Origin of the sequence: Pseudarthrobacter oxydans (assembly GCF_034258515.1) — a bacterium.
GTDB lineage: Bacteria > Actinomycetota > Actinomycetes > Actinomycetales > Micrococcaceae > Arthrobacter.
The window spans coordinates 1,129,690-1,147,796 of sequence record NZ_CP139438.1 but is presented as its reverse complement, the minus strand read 5'-3'; the positions used below and the strand labels follow the sequence as shown (position 1 = coordinate 1,147,796).

The following is an 18,107-nucleotide window of genomic DNA, read 5'->3' as shown; positions in this document are numbered from 1 at the left end:
TCGCGACTATGGCAGTCGCGGGGAGGAGAACGACATGTACAGCAAGGACGGCGAGAACTACTTCATCGTTGACGCCCACATCGCCCTGTGGGACGCCCGGCCGGAGAACCAGCGCAACGTTCACGGCAAGCAGTTCATCGATTGCTTCTACGACTACCACCGCAACCTCTCCCCCGATGAGGAGCTGTGGACCTACGAGGAATACCTGTACCAGGGTGGCGAGCGCCTGATGAAGGACCTGTTCGAGGACGGCTACGTGGACCACGCCATCTTCCAGCCTGCGTACCTGGGCGAGTTCTACAAGAACGGTTTCGGCCAGACGCAGGAGGCGTACGGCCTGGCCGCCGCGCACCCGGACAAGCTCACGTACAACCACTGCTTTGACCCGCGCGACGGCGAACGCGGCCTGGACCGGCTCCGCGCGGACCACGAGAAGATGAAGTTCACGGGGGTCAAGCTCTACACCGCGGAATGGCACGGGGATTCCCGCGGCTACAAGCTCTCCGATCCGTGGGCCTACCGCTACTTCGAGGAGTGCCGGAAGCTCGGCATCAAGAACATCCACGTCCACAAGGGCCCCACCATCCGGCCGCTGGACCGGGACTCGTTCGATGTATCGGATGTGGACCACGTGGCCTCGGACTTCACTGACCTGAACTTTATTGTGGAGCATGTGGGCCTGCCGCGGCTGGAGGATTTCTGCTGGATCGCCACCCAGGAACCCAACGTCTACGGCGGCCTCGCCGTCGCCATGCCGTTCATGCACACCCGGCCCCGCTACTTCGCGCAGATCATCGGAGAACTCATTTACTGGATCGGCGAGGACCGGCTCTTCTTCTCCAGCGACTACGCCCTGTGGACCCCGCGCTGGCTGGTGGAGCGCTTCGTGGACTTCCAGATCCCGGAGGACATGACCGAGTACGCTCCGATCACCACCGACCAGAAGAAGAAGATCCTCGGCCTGAACGCCGCGAAGATGTACAACATCCCGGTGCCGGCAGAACTTCAGCTGCCGGACGCCGGGGAAACGGCCACGGGCCCGCGCCAGCCGGAGCGGGCGGACCTGGCGGGCGCGGCATGACGGCGGCACTGACTGAGCGCACCGTCCGGGGCGTGACGGCGCTGGACCGTGCGGCGCAGGACGTCCGGCAGGCACTGGGCAGCGTGCTGGATCCCGAACTCGATGAGCCGATCACCGATCTGGGCTTCGTGCGGTCCATTGACGTGGCCGGCGCGGCGGACGGCGCCGTGGTGGCCGTGCACCTGCGGCTGCCCACCTCGTTCTGCTCCCCGAACTTCGCCTACCTCATGGCGTCGGACAGCAAGGACGTGGTCTCGGCACTCCCCTGGGTGGGAAAGGTGGTGGTGGAACTCGATGACCACCACGACTCCGCCCTGATCAATGCCGGCCTCGCGGCGGACGCCGGCTACCGGGGCACCTTTGGCCACGAGGCTGAGGACAGCCTGGACGAGCTGCGGCTGATGTTCCGCCGGAAGGCGCACACCGCCGCCATGGAACGCTGCCTGACCGAACAGCTGCGCGCCGATCCCGCGCTGTCCGAAGCGAACGTGGGGACGGTGCGGCTGGGTGACCTGCCGGCGGGCCGGACCAAGGACGCATTAGTACGACGGCGGACGGCGCTTGGCCTGCCCGCGGAACCTGCCGCCGTCGTACTTGTTGACCATGACGGCCGCCCCTATCCCGCCGAGCATGTGCCGCTGGCGCTGCGGCGGGCGCGTTCCACGCGCATTTCCATCGACGGGAACGCGCACTTCTGCCGGGGCCTGCTGCGCACCCGATACGCCGGCTCGGGCGCCGACCAGACGGACCGGCCCGAAGGGGCCGAGCCCGCCGACCATCACCACCTGCTTTCGTTCACAGTCAAGGAGACCCACCCATGAACACCATGCGAGCCGTCCAGGTGGTCGGCTACCACGAAGGCCTGAAGATGACCGAGGCGCCCATCCCGGAAGTGGCCGGGGCGTGGGACGTTGTGGTCAAAATCGGAGGGGCCGGCGTATGCCGGACGGACCTGCACATCCTGGAGGGCCAGTGGGCCGAGAAGTCCCAGGTGGAGCTGCCGTACACGATCGGCCATGAGAACGCGGGCTGGGTGCACGCCGTGGGCAGCGCCGTGACCAACGTCAAGGAAGGCGACAAGGTGATCCTGCACCCGCTGATCACCTGCGGCCTGTGCCGCGCGTGCCGTTCCGGCGACGATGTGCACTGTGAGAACAGCAGGTTCCCCGGCATTGACACCCACGGCGGGTACGCCGAGTATCTCCTCACCTCAGCCCGCTCGGTGGTGAAGATCGATGATTCGCTGGAGCCTGCGGACGTGGCGGCCCTTGCCGACGCCGGGCTGACCGCCTATCACGCCGCCGCCAAGGCAGCGAAGAGGCTGAAGCCGCGGGACACCTGCGTGGTGATCGGTGCCGGAGGCCTAGGGCACATCGGCATCCAGGTGCTGAAGGCCCTCACGCCCAGCCGGATCATCGTTGTGGACCGCAACCCCGCAGCGCTGGAGCTGGCCAAGTCCATCGGCGCGGACGAAGGCGTGGTGGCGGACGGCAGCCAGGTGGAGCGGGTGCTGGCCCTGACTGGCGGCCATGGCGCGGAGGTGCTGATCGACTTTGTGGGCGAGGGCGGGGCCACGTCCGAAGGCATTGCCATGCTGCGCCGCGCCGGCGACTACTTCGTGGTGGGCTACGGCGAGAACATCAGCGTGCCCACCATCGACATCATCTCCTCGGAAATCAACATCATCGGCAACCTCGTGGGGTCCTACAATGACCTGCAGGACCTGATGGCGCTGGCCGCCCGGGGGGCTGTCACGCTGCACACCCAAAAGTACAAGCTGGACGACTTCCAGCAGGCCATCAGCGACCTGGATGCCGGCAAGGTCCGTGGCCGAGCCATCCTGGTGCCCTGATCCTCCCATCCATCGAAGGAGAACCAATGATTTTCATTACCGCGAAATTCCCGGTCAAGCCGGAGCACGCCGACGCGTGGCCGGAGATCTCACGGGAGTTCACTGACAAAACCAGCGCCGAGGAGGGCTGCCTGTTCTTCGAATGGGCGCGCTCCCTTGCCGACCCCAACACCTACGTCCTGATCGAGGCGTTCCGCGACGACGAGGCCGGCGGTGAACACGTGAAGTCGGATCATTTCAAGAAGGCCACGGCCGAGCTGCCGGCGTACCTGGCCCGGACTCCGGACATCGTGAACGTCAAGGTGGACGGCTGGTCCGAACTCGGGGAGCTCGCCGTCAAGTAAGCCCTGGGCCACGCCAGACTTCCTCGCGTACCGGCGTGTCCCAACGGTGGTCCAGATGTCAACGGTGCTGCCATCCGGACCACCGTCGTTTTCAGGACGCCTTCCGTCCCGACGGCGGCCGGAGGGCTACCGCCAGTGCTGCAGGGGAATCGCCTCCTGTGCGTTGATGCTCACCAGCATGGTCCGGTTGCGTGCCCCGGTCTTGCGGAGGATGGAGCCCACGTGCTTCTCAACCGTCTTCACGGAAATCTCCAGCTCCCGGGCAACTTGCTTGTCCGCCATGCCGCGGATGACCATGTCGTGGACCTCGCGTTCGCGCGTCGTGAATTGAACGGACCCGGCGTCGGCAGCGGAGCCGCTGATGAGGTGGTCGAAGATTTCGCCTTCCATCGAGGCTTCGCCCTGACCTGCAGCCACGATAATGCGGGCCATGGTTTCTCCATTCGCACGCCGGTTGATGAAGCCGCGCACACCTGCTTGCCGGGCGGAGCGCACCTGCTCCACGGTGGGGTTGTCCGTGAGCACAACAACCGCGACACCAGGGTCGAACTCGCGGATCCGGGCAAGAAGCCCGGTGGTGTTCTGGTGGACCATGTCCAGATCCATCAAAATCACGTCCGGGCGCAGCAATTCGTAGGCGTCGCAGAGCTGCTCGGCCGAGGTCACCTCAGCGCTGACCTGGATAGCGGGCTCGGCGATGCCCAGCAGCCGGACCAGGCCGGCGCTAATGATCGGATGGTCATTGGCAATCAGGATCTTCCACTGCGGCTGCCCGGACGCCTCCGGCGCAGGTGCACGGTCCGGAAGGGTGGCCCGCACCTTGGTCCCCCATCCCGAAGTGGATTCGATGTGCAGGTCGCCGCCCAGGTGCACGGCCCGGGACGTCATGCCGTGCAACCCCAGGCATCCGGACGGAAGCGTGGTGTGGTCACCGTGGGCTGCGGCGAGGTCGAAGCCTTGACCGTTGTCCTCCACGACGATGGCGAGCGCGCCGCGCTCGTAGATCAGTCCGGCGCGCACCGTCGTGGCGCGCGCGTGGACCACCACATTGTTCAGCGCCTCCTGGACAATCTTGAATGCCTGGTGCGCGATCTCGGGCGCCAGCGGGCGGGGCTCGCCGATCACTTTCAGCTGGGTTCCGGCGCCGGTCATCGACTCCACCCATACCAGTTCCGCGGCAATGGCGTCATCAAGGGTCCGGCCGGCGAGCGCGGCCGGACCCATGCCCAGGACCGTGCGGCGGGTCTCGGCCAGGGCATCGTGGGCAATGGTCCGGGCTCTGCTGAGGTGCGGAGTGATGGCATGTTCCGCCCCGTCGAGCCTGCTGGCTTTCTCAGCCTCGTCCAGGCTGAGCAGCAGGGCAGCAAGGGCCCGGCCAACGGTCTCGTGCACGTCGCGGACCGCACGTTCGCGTTCGGCGGCCACGGCAGCCTCGAGTTCACGGGCCGAGGCTTTGGAGTGCAGTTCCGAGTTGGCCAAGGCAATTGCGGCATGGTTGGCCAGGAGTTCGGCCAGCCGGGCTTCCTCCGGAGTGAACACCCGGCCCGGCTCCGGGCTGAAAACAATGAAGGCGCCCACGATCTGCTCGCCCCATTGGATCGGGACACCGATCACGGCGCAGTCCCACCGCGGATCCGTCGGTGGGATATGCCCGCGTTCAACGCTGCTGTATGCGTCGAGGATGACGGTGGACCGGCTGCTGACTACCTGGCCGGTGAAGCCCTCCTTCAGGGAAAAGGTCTGGCCCTCCTGGCATCCGACGCCGATGTCCACTTTTTTGGTGTAGGTGCCGCTGGCCTCGTTGACCAGGGCGATCGACCCCGATGCGCACCCCAGCAGGGAGGTAGCGTGGCCCAGGATCCGGGCCAGCAACGGCTGCAGCTCAAACCGGCCGGCGAGGTCCCGGGCGAGGGCGACGACCGTGTCCAGCTTGCCCTGCGTGTCTTCGGCGTCGTGCAGGCTGCGGATCACGGTATCGGGTTCCGTCTCGGTGTCTGTCATTCTCGTCCTCCTTGACGAACCGTGCGTCGCAGGTCCTCCGGCGGTGCACTGGTGATCTGTCCCACCATAATGGCACCTCCCACGCCGGTCTGCGTGCGGGATAACCCGCATCCCGACGGCGGGGAAGTCCTCATACCGCCGCTCCCGGATAGGTGGTTTCGTGGAAGACACGAAACCACACAACAGGGACGGCTCTCACGGCGGAGGTAAGACTGATGGCCCGCATCGGAATCCTGACCAGCGGCGGCGACTGCCCGGGGCTTAACACGGTTATCCGCTCGTGCGTGCTGCGCGGGATCCGCGTCCACGGCGACGAGTTTGTCGGCTTCACGGACGGCTGGCGCGGCCTCGTCGAGGGCAGCACCATCAACCTGGACTGGATGAGTGTGCGCGGCATCGCGAACCTGGGCGGCACCATCCTTGGCACGTCGCGCTTCAGCCCGCTCGGTGAGGGTGGCGGCGTCGAGCGGATCCAAGCGAATTTGCGCTCCGTGGGCGTGGACGCGCTGATTGTGATCGGCGGCGAGGGCACCATGGCTGCGGCGAAGATCCTGAGCGACGCGGGGATCCCCATCGTCGGTGTGCCCAAGACGGTGGACAACGACCTCTCCGCCACAGACTTCTCCTTCGGCTTCCACACGGCGGTGGAAATCGCCACAGAGGCAATCGACCGGCTCAAGACCACCGGGCAGTCCCATCACCGCTGCATGATCGCGGAGGTCATGGGCCGGCATGCCGGCTGGATCGCACTCTACGCCGGTATGGCCACCAGCGCGCACGCGATCCTCATCCCCGAACAGACGGCCACCCTGGATGAAATCTGCGACTGGGTGGAAGGCCCGTTCCGGCGCGGCCGCACCCCCCTGGTGGTCGTTGCCGAGGGGTTCGTGTCCGCAGACATGACCGAACCGCACGCTGACCGGGGCCTGGACGGCTTTAATCGGCCCAGGCTCGGGGGGATCGGCGAGCGGCTCGCCCCGGTGATCGAGGACCGCACCGGCATTGAGACGCGTTCGACGACGCTGGGCCACATCCAGCGGGGCGGCGCCCCAAGCGCCACGGACCGGGTCCTTGCCACCCGGCTGGGCCTCGCCGCCGTCGACGCGATCCACGAGAGGGCGTGGGGCAAAATGGTCGCCACGCGGGGGGACAAGATCGTCCGGGTGAGCCTGGCCGAAGCCATCGGCAAGCTCAAGACGGTGCCGCAGGACCGCTACGACGAGGCGACGTACCTGTTCGGCTAAGCGGCCCAGTGCGACGGCGTTGCGACGAGCGACTACAAAAGCGAGCCAGGACAGAAACCGGAGCCGGCTACCCGAAAAGGGTGGCCGGCTCCGGCTTCGTACTTCACTCCCTGGCCACCCCAATGATTGGGAGGGCCCTTTAGAACACCCGGATCGGGATCTCGGCCGGGTCCCTGAGCAGTGACTCGATCTCGTCGTCGAGCTTGACCAGGGTGATGGACGCCCCGGCCATGTCCAGGGAGGTGCAGTACTCGCCGACGTAGCTGCGGCCGACGCTGATGCCCTGCTCGGCGAGGCGCTTGTGGGCCTGGCCGTAGAGCAGGTACAGCTCGCTGATGGGGGTTCCGCCCAGGCCGTTGATCATGAGTGCCACGCGGTCCCCGTCGCCGAACGGCAGGTCCTGGACGATCGGAGTGAGCATTTCCTCGACGATCTCGTTGGCGCTCATCATGGCCGCCCGACGCCGGCCCGGTTCACCGTGGATGCCGACGCCGATCTCGATCTCGTCCTCACCGAGTTCGAACAGCGGGCTGCCCTTGGACGGCGGGGTGCAGGCGGTCAGTGCGACGCCCATGCTGCGGGTGACCGAGTTGACCTTCTCACCGATCCGGATCACCTCGTCCAGGTCCGCGCCGCGCTCGGCGGCGGCGGCGACAGCCTTGATGACGAAGAAGTTCCCGGCCACGCCGCGGCGGCCGATCGTGTAGGTGGAGTCCTCCACGGAGACGTCGTCGTTGATGAAGAGGGTCCTGACCTGGATGCCCTCGGCGGAGGACATTTCCTGGGCCATGTCGAAGACCATCTTGTCGCCGGTGTAGTTGTTCACCAGCAGCAGCACGCCTTTGGGCGAGGCCATCATTTTGGTGGTCTCGTAGACGTAGTCGAACGGCGGTGCGGCGAACACGTCGCCCGGGCAGGCGGCGTCAAGCATGCCCTTGCCCACGATCATGACGTGCGCGGGTTCATGGCCGGAGCCGGAGCCCTGCACGATCGAGACCTTGTTCTGGTCCGGGCCGTCAGCGCGCATGATCAGGTTGTATTCGGGGACGTACTTGAGGGTCTCGGGGTTGGCCAGGGCCAGCCCTTCGAGCATCTCGGGGACGAACTGTTTGGGGTCGTTGACGAACTTTTTCATGTGATCTCCACGTCGTTGTGCTGGTCAGGTTGATGGGAAGGCAAACAGGGCTAACGCTGGTCCCAGCCCTCGGTGATGCGTTCAATGATGATGGCGATCGCTACCGCGCCGGCGTCCGGGGAGCCGATGCTGCGCTCGCCGCTGTAGCTGGCCCGGCCCCGCCTGGCCTCGAGCTTGCTGGTGGCGTCCGCGCATTCCCTGACGGTTTTCGCGAACGCGGCCCGGCATTCGGCGGCCCCGGCACCGGCGGCGAGCTGGCGTTCCAGCTCGTCGGTGGCCGGGACGAGTGCGTCCAGCAGGGTCTTGTCTCCCAGGCTCGCGCCGCCCCGGGCCATGATGCCCTCGGCGGCGGCGCGCAGCATGGCGACGGCGGCGGCGCCGTCGATGGTGTCCACGGTCTTCGCCGCGGCGGAGGCGCGCAGAAACGCGGTTCCCCACAGCGGGCCGGAGGTGCCGCCGATCCGGCTTGAGATCGCCAGGGCGATCTGCTGCAGGAACGTGGGGACGTCGTCGCGCTTGAAGCTGTCCCAGTCCTGCAGGACCTTCTCGAAGCCGCGGGCCAGGGAGTAGCCCAGGTCGCCGTCGCCCACGACGGCGTCCAGGTCGCCGAACTCCTTTTCCTTATCGACTGCAGTCTGCGCGAGGGTGCGGACGACGTATTCGACGTCGGCGAGGTCGGTGGCGGTCATGGGGTCTCCGTGGGGGTCGAATGGGCGGCGGGGTTTGCGGCGCCGGTGCCTGGCCTGGGCGTGGACAGGATGGCCTGCAGCGTCGCGAGGGTCACGACGCCGGAAACGTCGACGCCGGCGTCGTTAGCCAGGACTTCGGTGGCCTCGCCGGCGGGGTCGCCCAGCGAGCTCACCACGAGCGAGGCGCCGGTGAAGTCCTCCTCACGGGTGTAGCCACTGACCGTGACCAGGGTTCGCAGTCCCGCGCCCAGGGCGGCGCGCAGGCCGTTGGCGCTGTCCTCAACCACGATCGCGTCGTCCGGGTCAAGGTTCAGCTCCCTGAGCGCGAGCAGGTAAATGTCCGGGGCGGGCTTCTTCGCCGGGACGACATCGCCGGCAAACACAGCGAAATGCTTCGCGAGGTCCTCGCCGACGGCGTGCGTGAGGACGGCGCGGACGGCCGGCTCCGCCGAGGTGGAGGCCACCGCGAGGGTCCATCCGGCGTCATGCGCTTCCTGGACGATCCGGGCGATCCCGGGCCGGGCGGGCATGACTCCGGACGCCACCATGTCCTTGTAAACGGCGGTCTTCCGCTGGTGCCATGCCAGGATGGCCTCGTCCACGGCGGCGTCGTCTTTCAGGCCCAGGCTGTGGGCGAGTTCCGGGGTGAGGATGCTGCGCATCCGTTCCTTGCCGCCGCCGATCTTGACCTTCTCCGCGTACTCTTCGACGCTCCACTGGACCGGGACGTTAAAGTCGGTGAAGGTACGGTTGAAGGCCGGCAGGTGGCCGTGCTGTTCGGTGTCGGCGAGGACGCCGTCGCAGTCGAAGATCAGGGCCGGCATCAGCGGCCGCCCTTGCCGGCGCTGCCGAACTGCTCGGTCAGCTCCTTGACCATCGCCATGACCTCCCCGCGTGTGTGCTTGAACAGGGACGGCGGGTCCCACTTGTTGTCCTGCTCGGCCTGTTTGAGGAAAGCCAGGGAGGACTGCATGAACGTTTCCTTCAAGGCGGTGGAGATGTTGACCTTCGCGCAGCCGCGGGCGATCAGGTCCGCGAACTGCTCCTGGCTCAGGCCGGACCCGCCGTGCAGTGCGATGGGGATGTGCCGGGCCTCGACGATCTCGGTGACCCGGCCGAGGTCGAGCACCGGGGCAGCCTTGTAGGAGCCGTGCGCGTTGCCGATCGAGGGTGCAAAGACGTCGATGCCCGTGGCGTCGATGAAGTTCAGCACCGTTTCCAGGCTCTGCTGGGGGGCGACGTCGTCCGAGCCGTGGTCATCCTCGACGCCGGTGATCGCCTCGATCTCGCCTTCTACTTGGGCGCCGTACTGCCGGGCCTCGGCAACCACCTCGATGGTCTGGCGCTGGTTTTCCTCCACCGGCATGCTGGAGGCGTCAAAAAGCACGGAGTTCCAGCCGGCTTTGAGGCATTCGGTGAGCACCTCCCGGTCCGGGCAGTGGTCCAGGTGCAGGGTGACGGGGACCTGAATGCCGGCGGTCAGCGACTTCCACATATCGAACAGCTGGCGGGAGCCGATGCTGCGGACCGTCTTCACCGAGGTCTGCAGGATGACCGGGGAGTTTGCTTCCTCGGCCGCGGCGAGGACCGCTTCCATGGTCAGGTCGTTGAAAATGTTGATGGCCGGAACGCCGTAGCGGGCGTGAAAAGCCGGATCGACTATGTCCTTCAGGGGCACAACACCCATGGGAAACCTCCTTGTTTGGCTGCCTTCAACGCTAAGCGGGCTTTCCTTTTCCGGGTACGGGGGGAAACCCGCACCCGGGCTTGGGGGTCATCCCCACCTGTTGCGTGCGGCGGGTCCCGTGCTCAAGTGGTGTCACGGAATCACAACCACTCCCCCACCACCAGCGAAAAGGACTCCCGCCATGGCTAACGGAACCGTTCTGGAAACCATCACCCTCGAAGAAGCGCAGCAGGTCATCGACGCCGCCGCGAAGAAGGCCGCCGAGATAGGCCAGCCGATGGACATCGCGGTCGTTGACGCCGGCGGCAACCTCAAGGCGCACGCCCGGATGGACGGCGCGAACATCGGCTCCATCACGATCTCGATCAACAAGGCCTACACGGCCATTGCGTTCCAGTGCGAGACCGGCGATTTGCAGGAAGCCACCCGCCCCGCCGGCCCCATCCACGGGCTCAGTGACGCCCACGGCGGACGGCTGGTAGTGTTCCCCGGCGGCATCCCGCTGGTGCGGGACGGGCGGATCATGGGGGCAATCGGGGTGTCCACCGGGACCATTGAGCAGGACCAGGAGGTTGCGCTGGCCGGAGCCGGGGCGTACTAGCGGGCTCTGCCTTGGAAGCGTGGGTTCCCACTCCGCCGTGTCCGGCTCGATCACAGGACACGGAGGCTGAGCGTGCCAGGATCCCCTCGCCGGGCGAGCAGCAGCGGATGGAGCGACGACGGCGGAAGTACCTGCCGCCGTCGATCCGTCAGCCTGGGCGAACGGCAGCCGCTGGATTGAAGCAATGCCTTAGCGGACGCTTGCGGGCCTTGCTCGGTGATGCAGCAGGTCCAGTCCTAGGACCTGACTTCCTCATTTGCAGCGACGGACTCGGCGATCCGCTTGATTGCTGCGAGCGTTTTCGGAATGCCGTCCAGCGCCTGCCGGGTGCGGTCGGCGATCTGGGCGTCAGCCCCATCACCAAACTTCTCCTCGAACATGGCTATGCCCTCCGGCAGGAATTCCCAAGACTCGCTCAGGATGGTTCCGTCGTCTGCCGGCGTGAGGGCGAAGCCCCAGCGGACAAACCTGCCGCCCACCACCCAGGCGAACTCGCGGCCGCGCTCGGCAGCCACCACCTGCGAGCGGGTCTCCCAGGACCGGTGCGGGAGCTCGTTACGGCCGGTGAACCAGGCACCGGGCTGGCCGGCGCTGTCCTCGTCGTCCCACCAGCATGACGTGCAAACCGGGCTCCACTCACCGGTGCGGGTGATGTCGGAGACCAGGTCGTACAGCGCCTCTGCTGATGCCTTGACGGTGACCGATTCCTGGTGGTGGCGGATGCTGTTCTGGTTCATGGGTCCATCCTTACAGACGGTCACTTCTTCTGCCGCCGGCTACCGCCGTGCCAGTCCTCCTGCTGACCGACTGCACCGGAGCTGACCCCGAGGGCCGGAAGCTGCGGCCGCTCTCGCAGGCTTCGCTTGAGCTCCGCGAAACCAGGGAACCGTGCCAGCCCCACCACGTGGTCCCACAGCTCGGCGGCCGACTGGTCGTCCGGCAGCCGGCTGATCACCGGCCCGAAGAATGCCACGCCGGCGGGTGGTTCGAAGTGGATGATGGGCGTGCCCACGTCCTTGCCCGTCAGCCCCAGCGCCTCATCCGTCTCCTGCCGGATCTCGCAGTCCCAGAAGTCGTCGTCGAGAGCCTCCGCAAGCTCCAGGGGCAGGCCGGCCTGGGCCAGGACCGGCTCCACGAACTCTCGCGTCCCCCGTTCCTCACGCACCTCGGCCTCGCTGCGCTGGCCGGCCGTGTCCGGGGCAGCTTCGAAAATCTGGGTGCCGAACGCCTCGTACAGCCGGGCGATCGACTCGCGGCCATGCTCAGCACGTGCCCGGGCCGCCACCCGCAGGAGCCGGAGCCCGGCCGTGTGTCCGGCCTCGTACTCAGGCGGGAACTGCGCGTCATAGTCAACGTGGGCGTTGATAAGGCGCAACGAAATGAACCGCCAGTCCACGGTGTACTCGCGCTGTGCCTGCACCTGCCGCACCCACTTGCTTGTCATCCAGGCGAAAGGGCAGACGGGGTCGAAATAGAAGTTGATGTCGGCATCCACGCGTCCACCCTTGCACCTGTTAGTGACCTGCGTCTAATCGCCACGGGACGTCCTTTTGTACGCGGCCGAGCAAAACCCCGCAAGCCCCTGGTAACGGGTCCTCCACCGGGGTGCTGACCTCCCGGGCGAAACGCACTGGAGGCCGGGGCCTGGAGCCACGTGCGTCTCCTCCCGCCAAGAGTGGACGCGGAACCTCGGCAAAAACTGAGCTAAACCTGGGACACCGCCCCGCGTCCGGCCTATAGGATTCCCTAGTCATCCGGGGCCACGGGCCCTCCGGCGAACTGAAAATTGGGGGTAATCAATGCCGGAACTCGGCCGTATCTACTGGACCCGGCAGGGGCTTCGCCTGGCGTACTCAGCGGTGATGGTTTGGCTCGCTGTCGCGGTGATGTCGGCGCTCATGTCGAAGACAACACCGGCCACCGGAGCGGGGCCGTCCGCCGCCGCGGGGGTACTGCGCGGCATGGTGGAGAACGTCGTCGCCGCAGTTGCACTCCCCGGTGTGGCCGCCGTCGTCCTGGGTATTGCCGCTGCCGTCATCACCCGCCGGGACGTCCGGCGCCGGGATCCGGTGCGCCGTTTCACTCGCCAGCAGCGCCGTGAAGGGATGGCCCGGGCTGGCGGTGTGTGTGAACTGGAAGTCGGCTTCGGGCGCCGTTGCGGCCGACAGGCCGAGCACGGCGACCACTTTTACCCGTGGTCCAAGGGCGGCTCCACCAGCCTGCAGAACTTCGTCGCAGCCTGTGCCAGATGCAACCGCGCCAAGCGTGCCAGAATCCCGTCGCCGGGCCAGCAGCAACGGATGGAACGACGACGGCGGGAGTACCTGCCGCCGTCGGCCTCCCTCAGCGTGGGCGAACGGCAGCCCGTGCCCTGAGGCAGTGTCTTGAACTGAAACTTGCGGTCAGTCGGCTTCCGCCGCGTTGAATAGCGCCGGTTTACGGCTCGCCGTCTCCAGCCTTCGCGAGCGTGAAGATCCCGTACCGCATCGCGCCGGTGCGGTATGCAAGGATCAGGCGGGGAATGCCCAGAAAGGAGTTGCGGTTGCGTGCGCCCAGGGCCAGGCGGCGGGTCTCGCGATCGGTGAGCAAGGCCTTCACGAGCCGGCCGGCGCAGATCGGCCAAGTCCGGGCAACCCGGCGGCTGACATCCTCAAACCCGGTGAGTTCAAAGCCCGCCGCCGTTGCCATCGCCTCATACTCCTCGCGCGTGCCCATCGAGGGCAGGCGCCCCTCCCGGCAGATCGGCTCGAGCAGGTGGCGGACCTTCCAGCCGCTGGCATCGGTCCCGGCGAGCCACGCGCAGATGACGAGGCGGCCGCCGGGCGCGAGCACGCGGTGCGCCTCGGCGAAGAACCTGGGCTTGTCCACCATGTGCTCGCTCGACTCGATTGCCCATGCCGCATCGGCCGAGGCGTCGGCCAACCCGTTGGTGAGCCAGTCGCTGACCTGGATATCAACGCCGGGGACGGGATGCGCGGCGGCATACCGGGCCTGCTCAGCGGACAGCGTGAAGCCGGTGACGCGGACCCCGCGGGTCACCGCAAGCCGCCGTGCGGTGGAGCCGTAGCCGCAGCCGATGTCGGCGCACGCCTGTCCCGGCCTGAGCCCCAGCCGGTCACCGACTGTGTCCACCAGCGCCTCGACGGCCTCGCCGGGTGTCTCGCGGCCCGTCGCCCAGAGCCCGTGGTGGACATGCTCGCCCCACACCCGGCGGTAAATGGGATCGAGCTCGTCGTAGTGATCCGCCACCGCCGCGGCGTTCTGGGAAATATCGGGGACGATCACGCCCCGACCCTACAACGGCGCTCCGCAGCGAAGGAAGAGGCAGGACGACGGAGGCACCTGCGTCCCGCCGTCGTCGTTCCTTCCCTGCCGGGGAACGGCAGGCGTCCTACGGATGCACCGGCATGTTCAAGTTGCGGGCCTGGCAGCCGCAACCCTTGACCGCCGCGCGGGTGCGGTCCAGCATGAGAGGACTTACTTCCGGTCTCCAGAGAGTTAGGAGTCCGTGGTGGCCCAGGGAAGATTCGACGACACCTTCTGGACATGGCAGTTCCCCAGGTGGGCCGGCGCGGCATCCATGCTCGGCGGAGCGCTTGCTGCCCTGGCAGCCTTCCTGCATAACCTGCAGCCCATTGGCTGTATCGGCATGGACTGCCCCACGGGGGCGCTGCGTTCATCCACGGGCATCGTGCCTGTGGCTGGCTCTGCCGCGTGCCTCCTCATACTGGTGGGTATCGCCGGAATGACGCTGCTGGCAAGGCAATCCGGCCAACGCCGGAAGCTTGCGACCACCGGCCTGATCACAGCCGCGGCCGGCTTCGTCCTCTTGTTTGCCGGCGGGATCGTCCAAAGCGCATTCTTCGCCGGCGACTTCCCCGGGATGCCCTTCTTCGTCATCCCCGGACTGCTGGCCGTCACCGCAGGCCTCCTGATGATCGGGGTCCTTATTCTTCGTTCAGGCATTTTTCCTCGCTGGCTCGGGATCCTCTTCCTGGTCAGCACCGTCGCCCTGCTGGCCGCCAATGAGCAAACCCCCGCCGTCCTGCTGGCCATACCCTTTGGGCTCGCCATGATGACGGCGGGCTACTTCATGGTGTCCGGCGGCGGCAGCAGGCTGGCTGCCCCTCCTGCCCCAAGCACCAGCTGAAGGGATGGGGCGGGAAGTGAGAGATCATTGGAAGGGACGACGGCGGCCTGCCGGGGTCAGGTGCGGCGTCGGCTGACCCAGCCCTAGTAAGGCACAACCGGCGGGCTTCACTGCAAAGTACGCGCGTGCCCTGCGCCGCGCGCACGAGCTGGTCATCGCCGGTGTCCCCCGTCCGGAGATCCCCGTGCCGCTGGCGGAGTCGTGGCGCCGGTCCATGGCGCTGGGCATCAGCCCGGACCAGCACAGCCCCCGCCACCTGCACGATCCGTCCGAGGTACTGCAGCTGCGGCGCGAGCACCGGCTGCAGCGGGTGATGCCGGCCCTACAGGACCTGCTGGCCGACGATTCCAGTTCAGGCCGGCACCTGCTGGTGCTCACCGACGCCAGCGGGGAGATCCTGTGGCGGGTGGGCAGCCGGGAGGCGCTGCGCCGGGCGGACCGGCTGGAGTTCCCGGAAGGTGCGGACTGGTCCGAGGCGGGGATCGGCACCAACGCCGTCAGCGAGGCGCTGGTCACCGGCGGGCCGGTTCAGCTGTTCTCCGCCGAGCACCTGGTCCGCACCCACCACGACTGGGCCTGCACGGCGGCGCCCATCACAGACCCGGCCACGGGCCGGTTGCTGGGCGTGCTCGACGTGTCAGGCCCTCTGGACACGATCAGCGCGGACACGCTGCGGATGGTGCGGTGCGCCGTCCGAGTGGCGGAGTCGATGCTGAGAACGCCCGACGGCGGCGCTTCCCTGGGCGCTTCGTCTTCCGTACGTGCGTCCCGGCAGAGTGTGCGCCATCCTAGTGTTGCGGTTTCGTCGCTGGAGCTGCTGGGTGACAGGCCTGCCGCGGTGTTTACCGACGGGAGTCGGGTACCGTTGACGCTGCGCCGGGCGGAGATCCTGGCGCTGTTGGACTCACGGTCGCAGGGATGGAGCGCCGACGAATTGGCGTACGAGCTGCACCGGGATGCGGGCACACCGCCGGCCATCCGGACGGAGATGTTCCGGGTGCGGTCGATGCTGGGTGGTGCGGTGGAGTCCAACCCGTACTGGCTGGCTGCCGGACTGACGGGGTGCGCGGATTACGGTCGGGTGCTGCGGCTGCTGCGCGAAGGGCGGGTGGCCGAGGCGCTGGAGGCGTGCACGGCTCCCCTGCTCAGCCGGTCGGGTGTCCTGGTGGTGCAGCTGCTGCGGGACCAGCTGGACCTAGCTGTTGGGGCGGCCGTTCGGGCTAGTGGTGATGTGGCGCTAGTGGTTCGGTGGTTGTCCACAGATGGGTTCTGGGTTGTGACTCCAGCCAGTTGCGTTAGGGAAAGAACTGGCGCAGGTATTCGCGAAGGGCCTTGTCGTGCACGTACACGTAGGTCCCATGCATACCTCGCGTCATCAGGACTGCGTAAATGTTCACGATGTATCGAAGCAAATCGCTGTCAGTGTACACCAGCCCAAGCTTGGGGTTGTTTTCTTTGCCCTTCTTATCGAAATAGCTAGCTCGATCGATAACGACGGATTGAGTCTCCAGATCGAAGCGGAGGTCCGGCCCAATGATTACACCTGCATAGTTTAGATCGTACCCCTGGACGGTGTGAATAGAGCCGACCTCGTTTACTGAAGTGGCAGAATTGATCCAGTCCGTTTGTGCCTGGTTCCAGCGAAGTCGGTACCCACTAATTTCGATGTCGAACGCATTCGGATCTGACTTTGTCTTCCAAGGCCACGCGAAGCCTGCCACCAGTCGAGCAAGCTGGACCTCGGATTCCCGCAAACGTATTTCCTGGTGCATCTCACTCACGTCATCAAAAAGCTTGAAATCGTAATTCTCGACCCGCGAAGGAACGGGTGGTTCGGACGAAAGGATCGCACGAATGTATTTAATATAATCCGTTCCGCCACGGACACGCATCTGGGAGTGCAGGGGATAGAACTTCTTCTCAACCCGAGAATGTTCTATTAGCGACCGAACGACATCCTTGGGCAGATCCGCGGGCCGAACGCTTTGTTCAGCATCCACCAGCAGTATCTGGTGCTTGCTGCTCTTGCGAACCCAGTCCAGCTGAGTGACCGAAAGGTCATCTATGCCAAATAGGGCTTCAGTGATCTCGCGAAATTTCTTGTTCTGAGGGCCGGACGGCTGATTCGCTCGTTGGCTGAGCCTGTGCGCTTCGTCAACTATCAGTAGGTCGTAGGACTCTTCGGAGGGTGAGAGATCAAAGGGACTCAAAACCATCCCAGGCTGAAGAGAAGGTGTCCTACTAAAGACCTTTTTTATGGTTGAACGCAGCGACTGCTGCGGGATAACCAACCCAATTTTAAGATCAGCAATGAGATCGCGATTCCCTTCCACGAAGTAATCCGAAAAGATCGAATCACTATCAAAGTTCTCACCTTCTTGCGAAAGCTGGATATCTCGTAAAAGTTTCATGAGGTATATTGCAATGATTGTCTTCCCCGTGCCGGGATCACCCTGGATTACACTGGTACTTGGTTTTCCACAATCGATATCTTCGAGAAGACCGTCTAGAATCTCTCCCACCGCACCCGCTTGGTCGCTATTAAGAGCTTTGAAGGGTGAGAACTTGAAGAGATCGCTGTTCACAATTTCGGGAATCGACCGCTCAAACAGTCCCTCTCTGCGAAGTTCCTCAAATATCAGATTGAAAGAGCCGGTGTACTTCGCGCGATCATAGTAGTCCGAGTCGCTGACTCCAGCGTTTCCATTCAGCACCTGAAAGCGTCCTTCGCCAGCAAAAAGTCGAATTAGGAATGACTCCAAGTCAAGGCAAGCAGATTTATGAAAAGTGTCATCAATGACTAGATGCATCCGATGCAGGCCACTCTTCTCAGATGACTTCAAGTGCTGCCGCATGCGGGAAGCTACGCTTCTCGATTCACCGACGTACACACTTCTTGAGTCATTCAGCGTGTATACAACGGGCCAGTTAGTGAAGTAGTCGCCGCTTCGGCTCAATTGGTCAATCTCGTGCGGCGAGAAGCTCCGACGTTCAATCCTAAAGTTCGTCATACTTCGAACTTCGCCCGCGAGCCTTTTCCACCGGGTACTTCGTCCGGGACTCCTCGAGTTTCTTGGCCACTATGGTATCGGGGTCGACGCCCAGACGATCGGCTAAGAGGTAGGCATACGTCAAGACGTCAGCAAGCTCCGACTGAACCCTTTCTGTTTCCGCTTCATCATTCCATTGGAAGCATTCCAGAAGTTCGCCCGACTCTATCGAGATGGATTTGGCCAAGTTTGCGCTGCTGTGGAACTGTCCCCACTCTCGCTCGGCAACGAACTCTCGAAGCAACTGCATTACGGTTTTGTCGGACACCAAGT

The 18,107-nt window shown here is 65.4% G+C and carries 19 protein-coding genes and 1 pseudogene; 9 read left to right on the top strand and 11 right to left on the bottom strand.

Features of this window, described 5'->3' with window-relative positions; translation table 11 throughout:
- The first annotated feature begins 34 nt into the window (after positions 1–34).
- The 4 genes from SMD14_RS05280 to SMD14_RS05265 are packed head-to-tail and all read left to right on the top strand — an operon-like array spanning position 35 to position 3,277.
- Positions 35–1,081: an amidohydrolase family protein gene (locus tag SMD14_RS05280; protein WP_321215584.1), complete on the top strand. Its 1,047-nt coding sequence runs from the start codon at positions 35–37 to the stop codon at positions 1,079–1,081.
- Positions 1,078–1,902, top strand: a complete 825-nt coding sequence (locus SMD14_RS05275) for an iron-sulfur cluster assembly protein (protein ID WP_321215583.1) — start codon at positions 1,078–1,080, stop codon at positions 1,900–1,902. The genes SMD14_RS05280 and SMD14_RS05275 overlap by 4 nt, the downstream gene beginning before the upstream one ends.
- The gene (locus SMD14_RS05270; RefSeq protein WP_310114733.1) at positions 1,899–2,933 is read left to right on the top strand and encodes an NAD(P)-dependent alcohol dehydrogenase; all 1,035 of its coding nucleotides are present in this window, start codon (positions 1,899–1,901) and stop codon (positions 2,931–2,933) included. The genes SMD14_RS05275 and SMD14_RS05270 overlap by 4 nt, the downstream gene beginning before the upstream one ends.
- A gap of 26 nt (positions 2,934–2,959) precedes the next feature.
- On the top strand, positions 2,960–3,277 hold the full coding sequence (locus SMD14_RS05265) for a putative quinol monooxygenase (protein WP_321215582.1): 318 nt from the start codon (positions 2,960–2,962) through the stop codon (positions 3,275–3,277).
- 126 nt (positions 3,278–3,403) lie between these two features.
- Here SMD14_RS05265 and SMD14_RS05260 read toward each other — a convergent pair whose 3' ends face one another.
- Positions 3,404–5,278 carry a GAF domain-containing protein gene (locus tag SMD14_RS05260; RefSeq protein ID WP_321215581.1) on the bottom strand — a complete coding sequence of 625 codons (1,875 nt, stop codon included), beginning with the start codon at positions 5,276–5,278 and terminating at the stop codon, positions 3,404–3,406.
- 215 nt (positions 5,279–5,493) lie between these two features.
- On the opposite strand from SMD14_RS05260, the gene SMD14_RS05255 reads away from it, so the two are divergent.
- A complete protein-coding gene (locus SMD14_RS05255) occupies positions 5,494–6,522 on the top strand; it encodes an ATP-dependent 6-phosphofructokinase (RefSeq protein ID WP_321215580.1) in 1,029 nt (342 codons plus the stop codon).
- A 139-nt stretch (positions 6,523–6,661) separates the two neighbouring features.
- Here SMD14_RS05255 and dhaK read toward each other — a convergent pair whose 3' ends face one another.
- Genes dhaK through SMD14_RS05235 form a run of 4 tightly spaced genes read right to left on the bottom strand, consistent with a single transcriptional unit; the run spans position 6,662 to position 10,033 of the window.
- Complete coding sequence (gene dhaK, locus SMD14_RS05250; RefSeq protein WP_321215579.1) at positions 6,662–7,657, bottom strand: dihydroxyacetone kinase subunit DhaK; 996 nt, start codon at positions 7,655–7,657, stop codon at positions 6,662–6,664.
- A gap of 50 nt (positions 7,658–7,707) precedes the next feature.
- Complete coding sequence (dhaL, locus tag SMD14_RS05245) at positions 7,708–8,346, bottom strand: dihydroxyacetone kinase subunit DhaL (protein WP_310114722.1); 639 nt, start codon at positions 8,344–8,346, stop codon at positions 7,708–7,710.
- A complete protein-coding gene (locus SMD14_RS05240; protein ID WP_321215578.1) occupies positions 8,343–9,170 on the bottom strand; it encodes an HAD-IA family hydrolase in 828 nt (275 codons plus the stop codon). The genes dhaL and SMD14_RS05240 overlap by 4 nt, the downstream gene beginning before the upstream one ends.
- On the bottom strand, positions 9,170–10,033 hold the full coding sequence (locus SMD14_RS05235; RefSeq protein WP_321215577.1) for a class II fructose-bisphosphate aldolase: 864 nt from the start codon (positions 10,031–10,033) through the stop codon (positions 9,170–9,172). The genes SMD14_RS05240 and SMD14_RS05235 overlap by 1 nt, the downstream gene beginning before the upstream one ends.
- A 181-nt stretch (positions 10,034–10,214) precedes the next feature.
- Between SMD14_RS05235 and SMD14_RS05230 the strand changes: the two genes are divergently transcribed.
- Entirely contained in the window at positions 10,215–10,634 is a 420-nt protein-coding gene (locus SMD14_RS05230; RefSeq protein ID WP_321215576.1) for a heme-binding protein, read from the top strand.
- A 236-nt stretch (positions 10,635–10,870) separates the two neighbouring features.
- Here the strand turns inward: SMD14_RS05230 and SMD14_RS05225 are convergent, their stop codons facing one another.
- Positions 10,871–11,371: an SRPBCC family protein gene (locus SMD14_RS05225; RefSeq protein WP_321215575.1), complete on the bottom strand. Its 501-nt coding sequence runs from the start codon at positions 11,369–11,371 to the stop codon at positions 10,871–10,873.
- Between the two features lie 20 nt (positions 11,372–11,391).
- Positions 11,392–12,129 (bottom strand): hypothetical protein, encoded by a 738-nt coding sequence (locus tag SMD14_RS05220; RefSeq protein ID WP_321215574.1) that lies wholly within the window; start codon positions 12,127–12,129, stop codon positions 11,392–11,394.
- 304 nt (positions 12,130–12,433) lie between these two features.
- On the opposite strand from SMD14_RS05220, the gene SMD14_RS05215 reads away from it, so the two are divergent.
- A complete protein-coding gene (locus SMD14_RS05215; protein ID WP_321215573.1) occupies positions 12,434–13,009 on the top strand; it encodes an HNH endonuclease in 576 nt (191 codons plus the stop codon).
- 61 nt (positions 13,010–13,070) lie between these two features.
- Here SMD14_RS05215 and SMD14_RS05210 read toward each other — a convergent pair whose 3' ends face one another.
- Positions 13,071–13,919 (bottom strand): class I SAM-dependent methyltransferase, encoded by an 849-nt coding sequence (locus tag SMD14_RS05210; RefSeq protein WP_321215572.1) that lies wholly within the window; start codon positions 13,917–13,919, stop codon positions 13,071–13,073.
- A 226-nt stretch (positions 13,920–14,145) separates the two neighbouring features.
- Between SMD14_RS05210 and SMD14_RS05205 the strand changes: the two genes are divergently transcribed.
- Both SMD14_RS05205 and SMD14_RS05200 read left to right on the top strand, forming a co-directional pair.
- Positions 14,146–14,784 carry a hypothetical protein gene (locus SMD14_RS05205; protein WP_321215571.1) on the top strand — a complete coding sequence of 213 codons (639 nt, stop codon included), beginning with the start codon at positions 14,146–14,148 and terminating at the stop codon, positions 14,782–14,784.
- 214 nt (positions 14,785–14,998) lie between these two features.
- Positions 14,999–15,421: pseudogene (locus SMD14_RS05200) on the top strand (transcriptional regulator); the annotation flags it as partial.
- Here SMD14_RS05200 and SMD14_RS05195 read toward each other — a convergent pair.
- The 3 genes from SMD14_RS05195 to SMD14_RS05185 form a co-directional block, all read right to left on the bottom strand.
- A complete protein-coding gene (locus SMD14_RS05195) occupies positions 15,313–15,816 on the bottom strand; it encodes a hypothetical protein (protein WP_321216338.1) in 504 nt (167 codons plus the stop codon). The pseudogene SMD14_RS05200 and the gene SMD14_RS05195 sit on opposite strands and share 109 nt — an antisense overlap.
- A 263-nt stretch (positions 15,817–16,079) precedes the next feature.
- Positions 16,080–17,741, bottom strand: coding sequence for a DNA/RNA helicase domain-containing protein (locus SMD14_RS05190; RefSeq protein WP_321215570.1), 1,662 nt, complete (start codon positions 17,739–17,741; stop codon positions 16,080–16,082).
- Positions 17,742–17,781: 40 nt separating this feature from the next.
- Complete coding sequence (locus tag SMD14_RS05185; RefSeq protein ID WP_409339719.1) at positions 17,782–18,084, bottom strand: nucleotide pyrophosphohydrolase; 303 nt, start codon at positions 18,082–18,084, stop codon at positions 17,782–17,784.
- Positions 18,085–18,107: the final 23 nt, after the last annotated feature.

Excerpts from the sequence above, each read along its gene's own strand:
- dhaL (WP_310114722.1), bottom strand. The coding sequence starts at position 8,346 with ATGACCGCCACCGACCTCGCCGACGTCGAATACGTCGTCCGCACCCTC.
- SMD14_RS05230 (WP_321215576.1), top strand. The coding sequence starts at position 10,215 with ATGGCTAACGGAACCGTTCTGGAAACCATCACCCTCGAAGAAGCGCAG.
- SMD14_RS05270 (WP_310114733.1), top strand. The coding sequence starts at position 1,899 with ATGAACACCATGCGAGCCGTCCAGGTGGTCGGCTACCACGAAGGCCTG.
- SMD14_RS05225 (WP_321215575.1), bottom strand. The coding sequence starts at position 11,371 with ATGAACCAGAACAGCATCCGCCACCACCAGGAATCGGTCACCGTCAAG.
- SMD14_RS05275 (WP_321215583.1), top strand. The coding sequence starts at position 1,078 with ATGACGGCGGCACTGACTGAGCGCACCGTCCGGGGCGTGACGGCGCTG.
- SMD14_RS05265 (WP_321215582.1), top strand. The coding sequence starts at position 2,960 with ATGATTTTCATTACCGCGAAATTCCCGGTCAAGCCGGAGCACGCCGAC.
- SMD14_RS05215 (WP_321215573.1), top strand. The coding sequence starts at position 12,434 with ATGCCGGAACTCGGCCGTATCTACTGGACCCGGCAGGGGCTTCGCCTG.
- SMD14_RS05255 (WP_321215580.1), top strand. The coding sequence starts at position 5,494 with ATGGCCCGCATCGGAATCCTGACCAGCGGCGGCGACTGCCCGGGGCTT.
- SMD14_RS05240 (WP_321215578.1), bottom strand. The coding sequence starts at position 9,170 with ATGCCGGCCCTGATCTTCGACTGCGACGGCGTCCTCGCCGACACCGAA.
- SMD14_RS05280 (WP_321215584.1), top strand. The coding sequence starts at position 35 with ATGTACAGCAAGGACGGCGAGAACTACTTCATCGTTGACGCCCACATC.
- SMD14_RS05260 (WP_321215581.1), bottom strand. The coding sequence starts at position 5,278 with ATGACAGACACCGAGACGGAACCCGATACCGTGATCCGCAGCCTGCAC.
- dhaK (WP_321215579.1), bottom strand. The coding sequence starts at position 7,657 with ATGAAAAAGTTCGTCAACGACCCCAAACAGTTCGTCCCCGAGATGCTC.
- SMD14_RS05185 (WP_409339719.1), bottom strand. The coding sequence starts at position 18,084 with ATGCAGTTGCTTCGAGAGTTCGTTGCCGAGCGAGAGTGGGGACAGTTC.
- SMD14_RS05235 (WP_321215577.1), bottom strand. The coding sequence starts at position 10,033 with ATGGGTGTTGTGCCCCTGAAGGACATAGTCGATCCGGCTTTTCACGCC.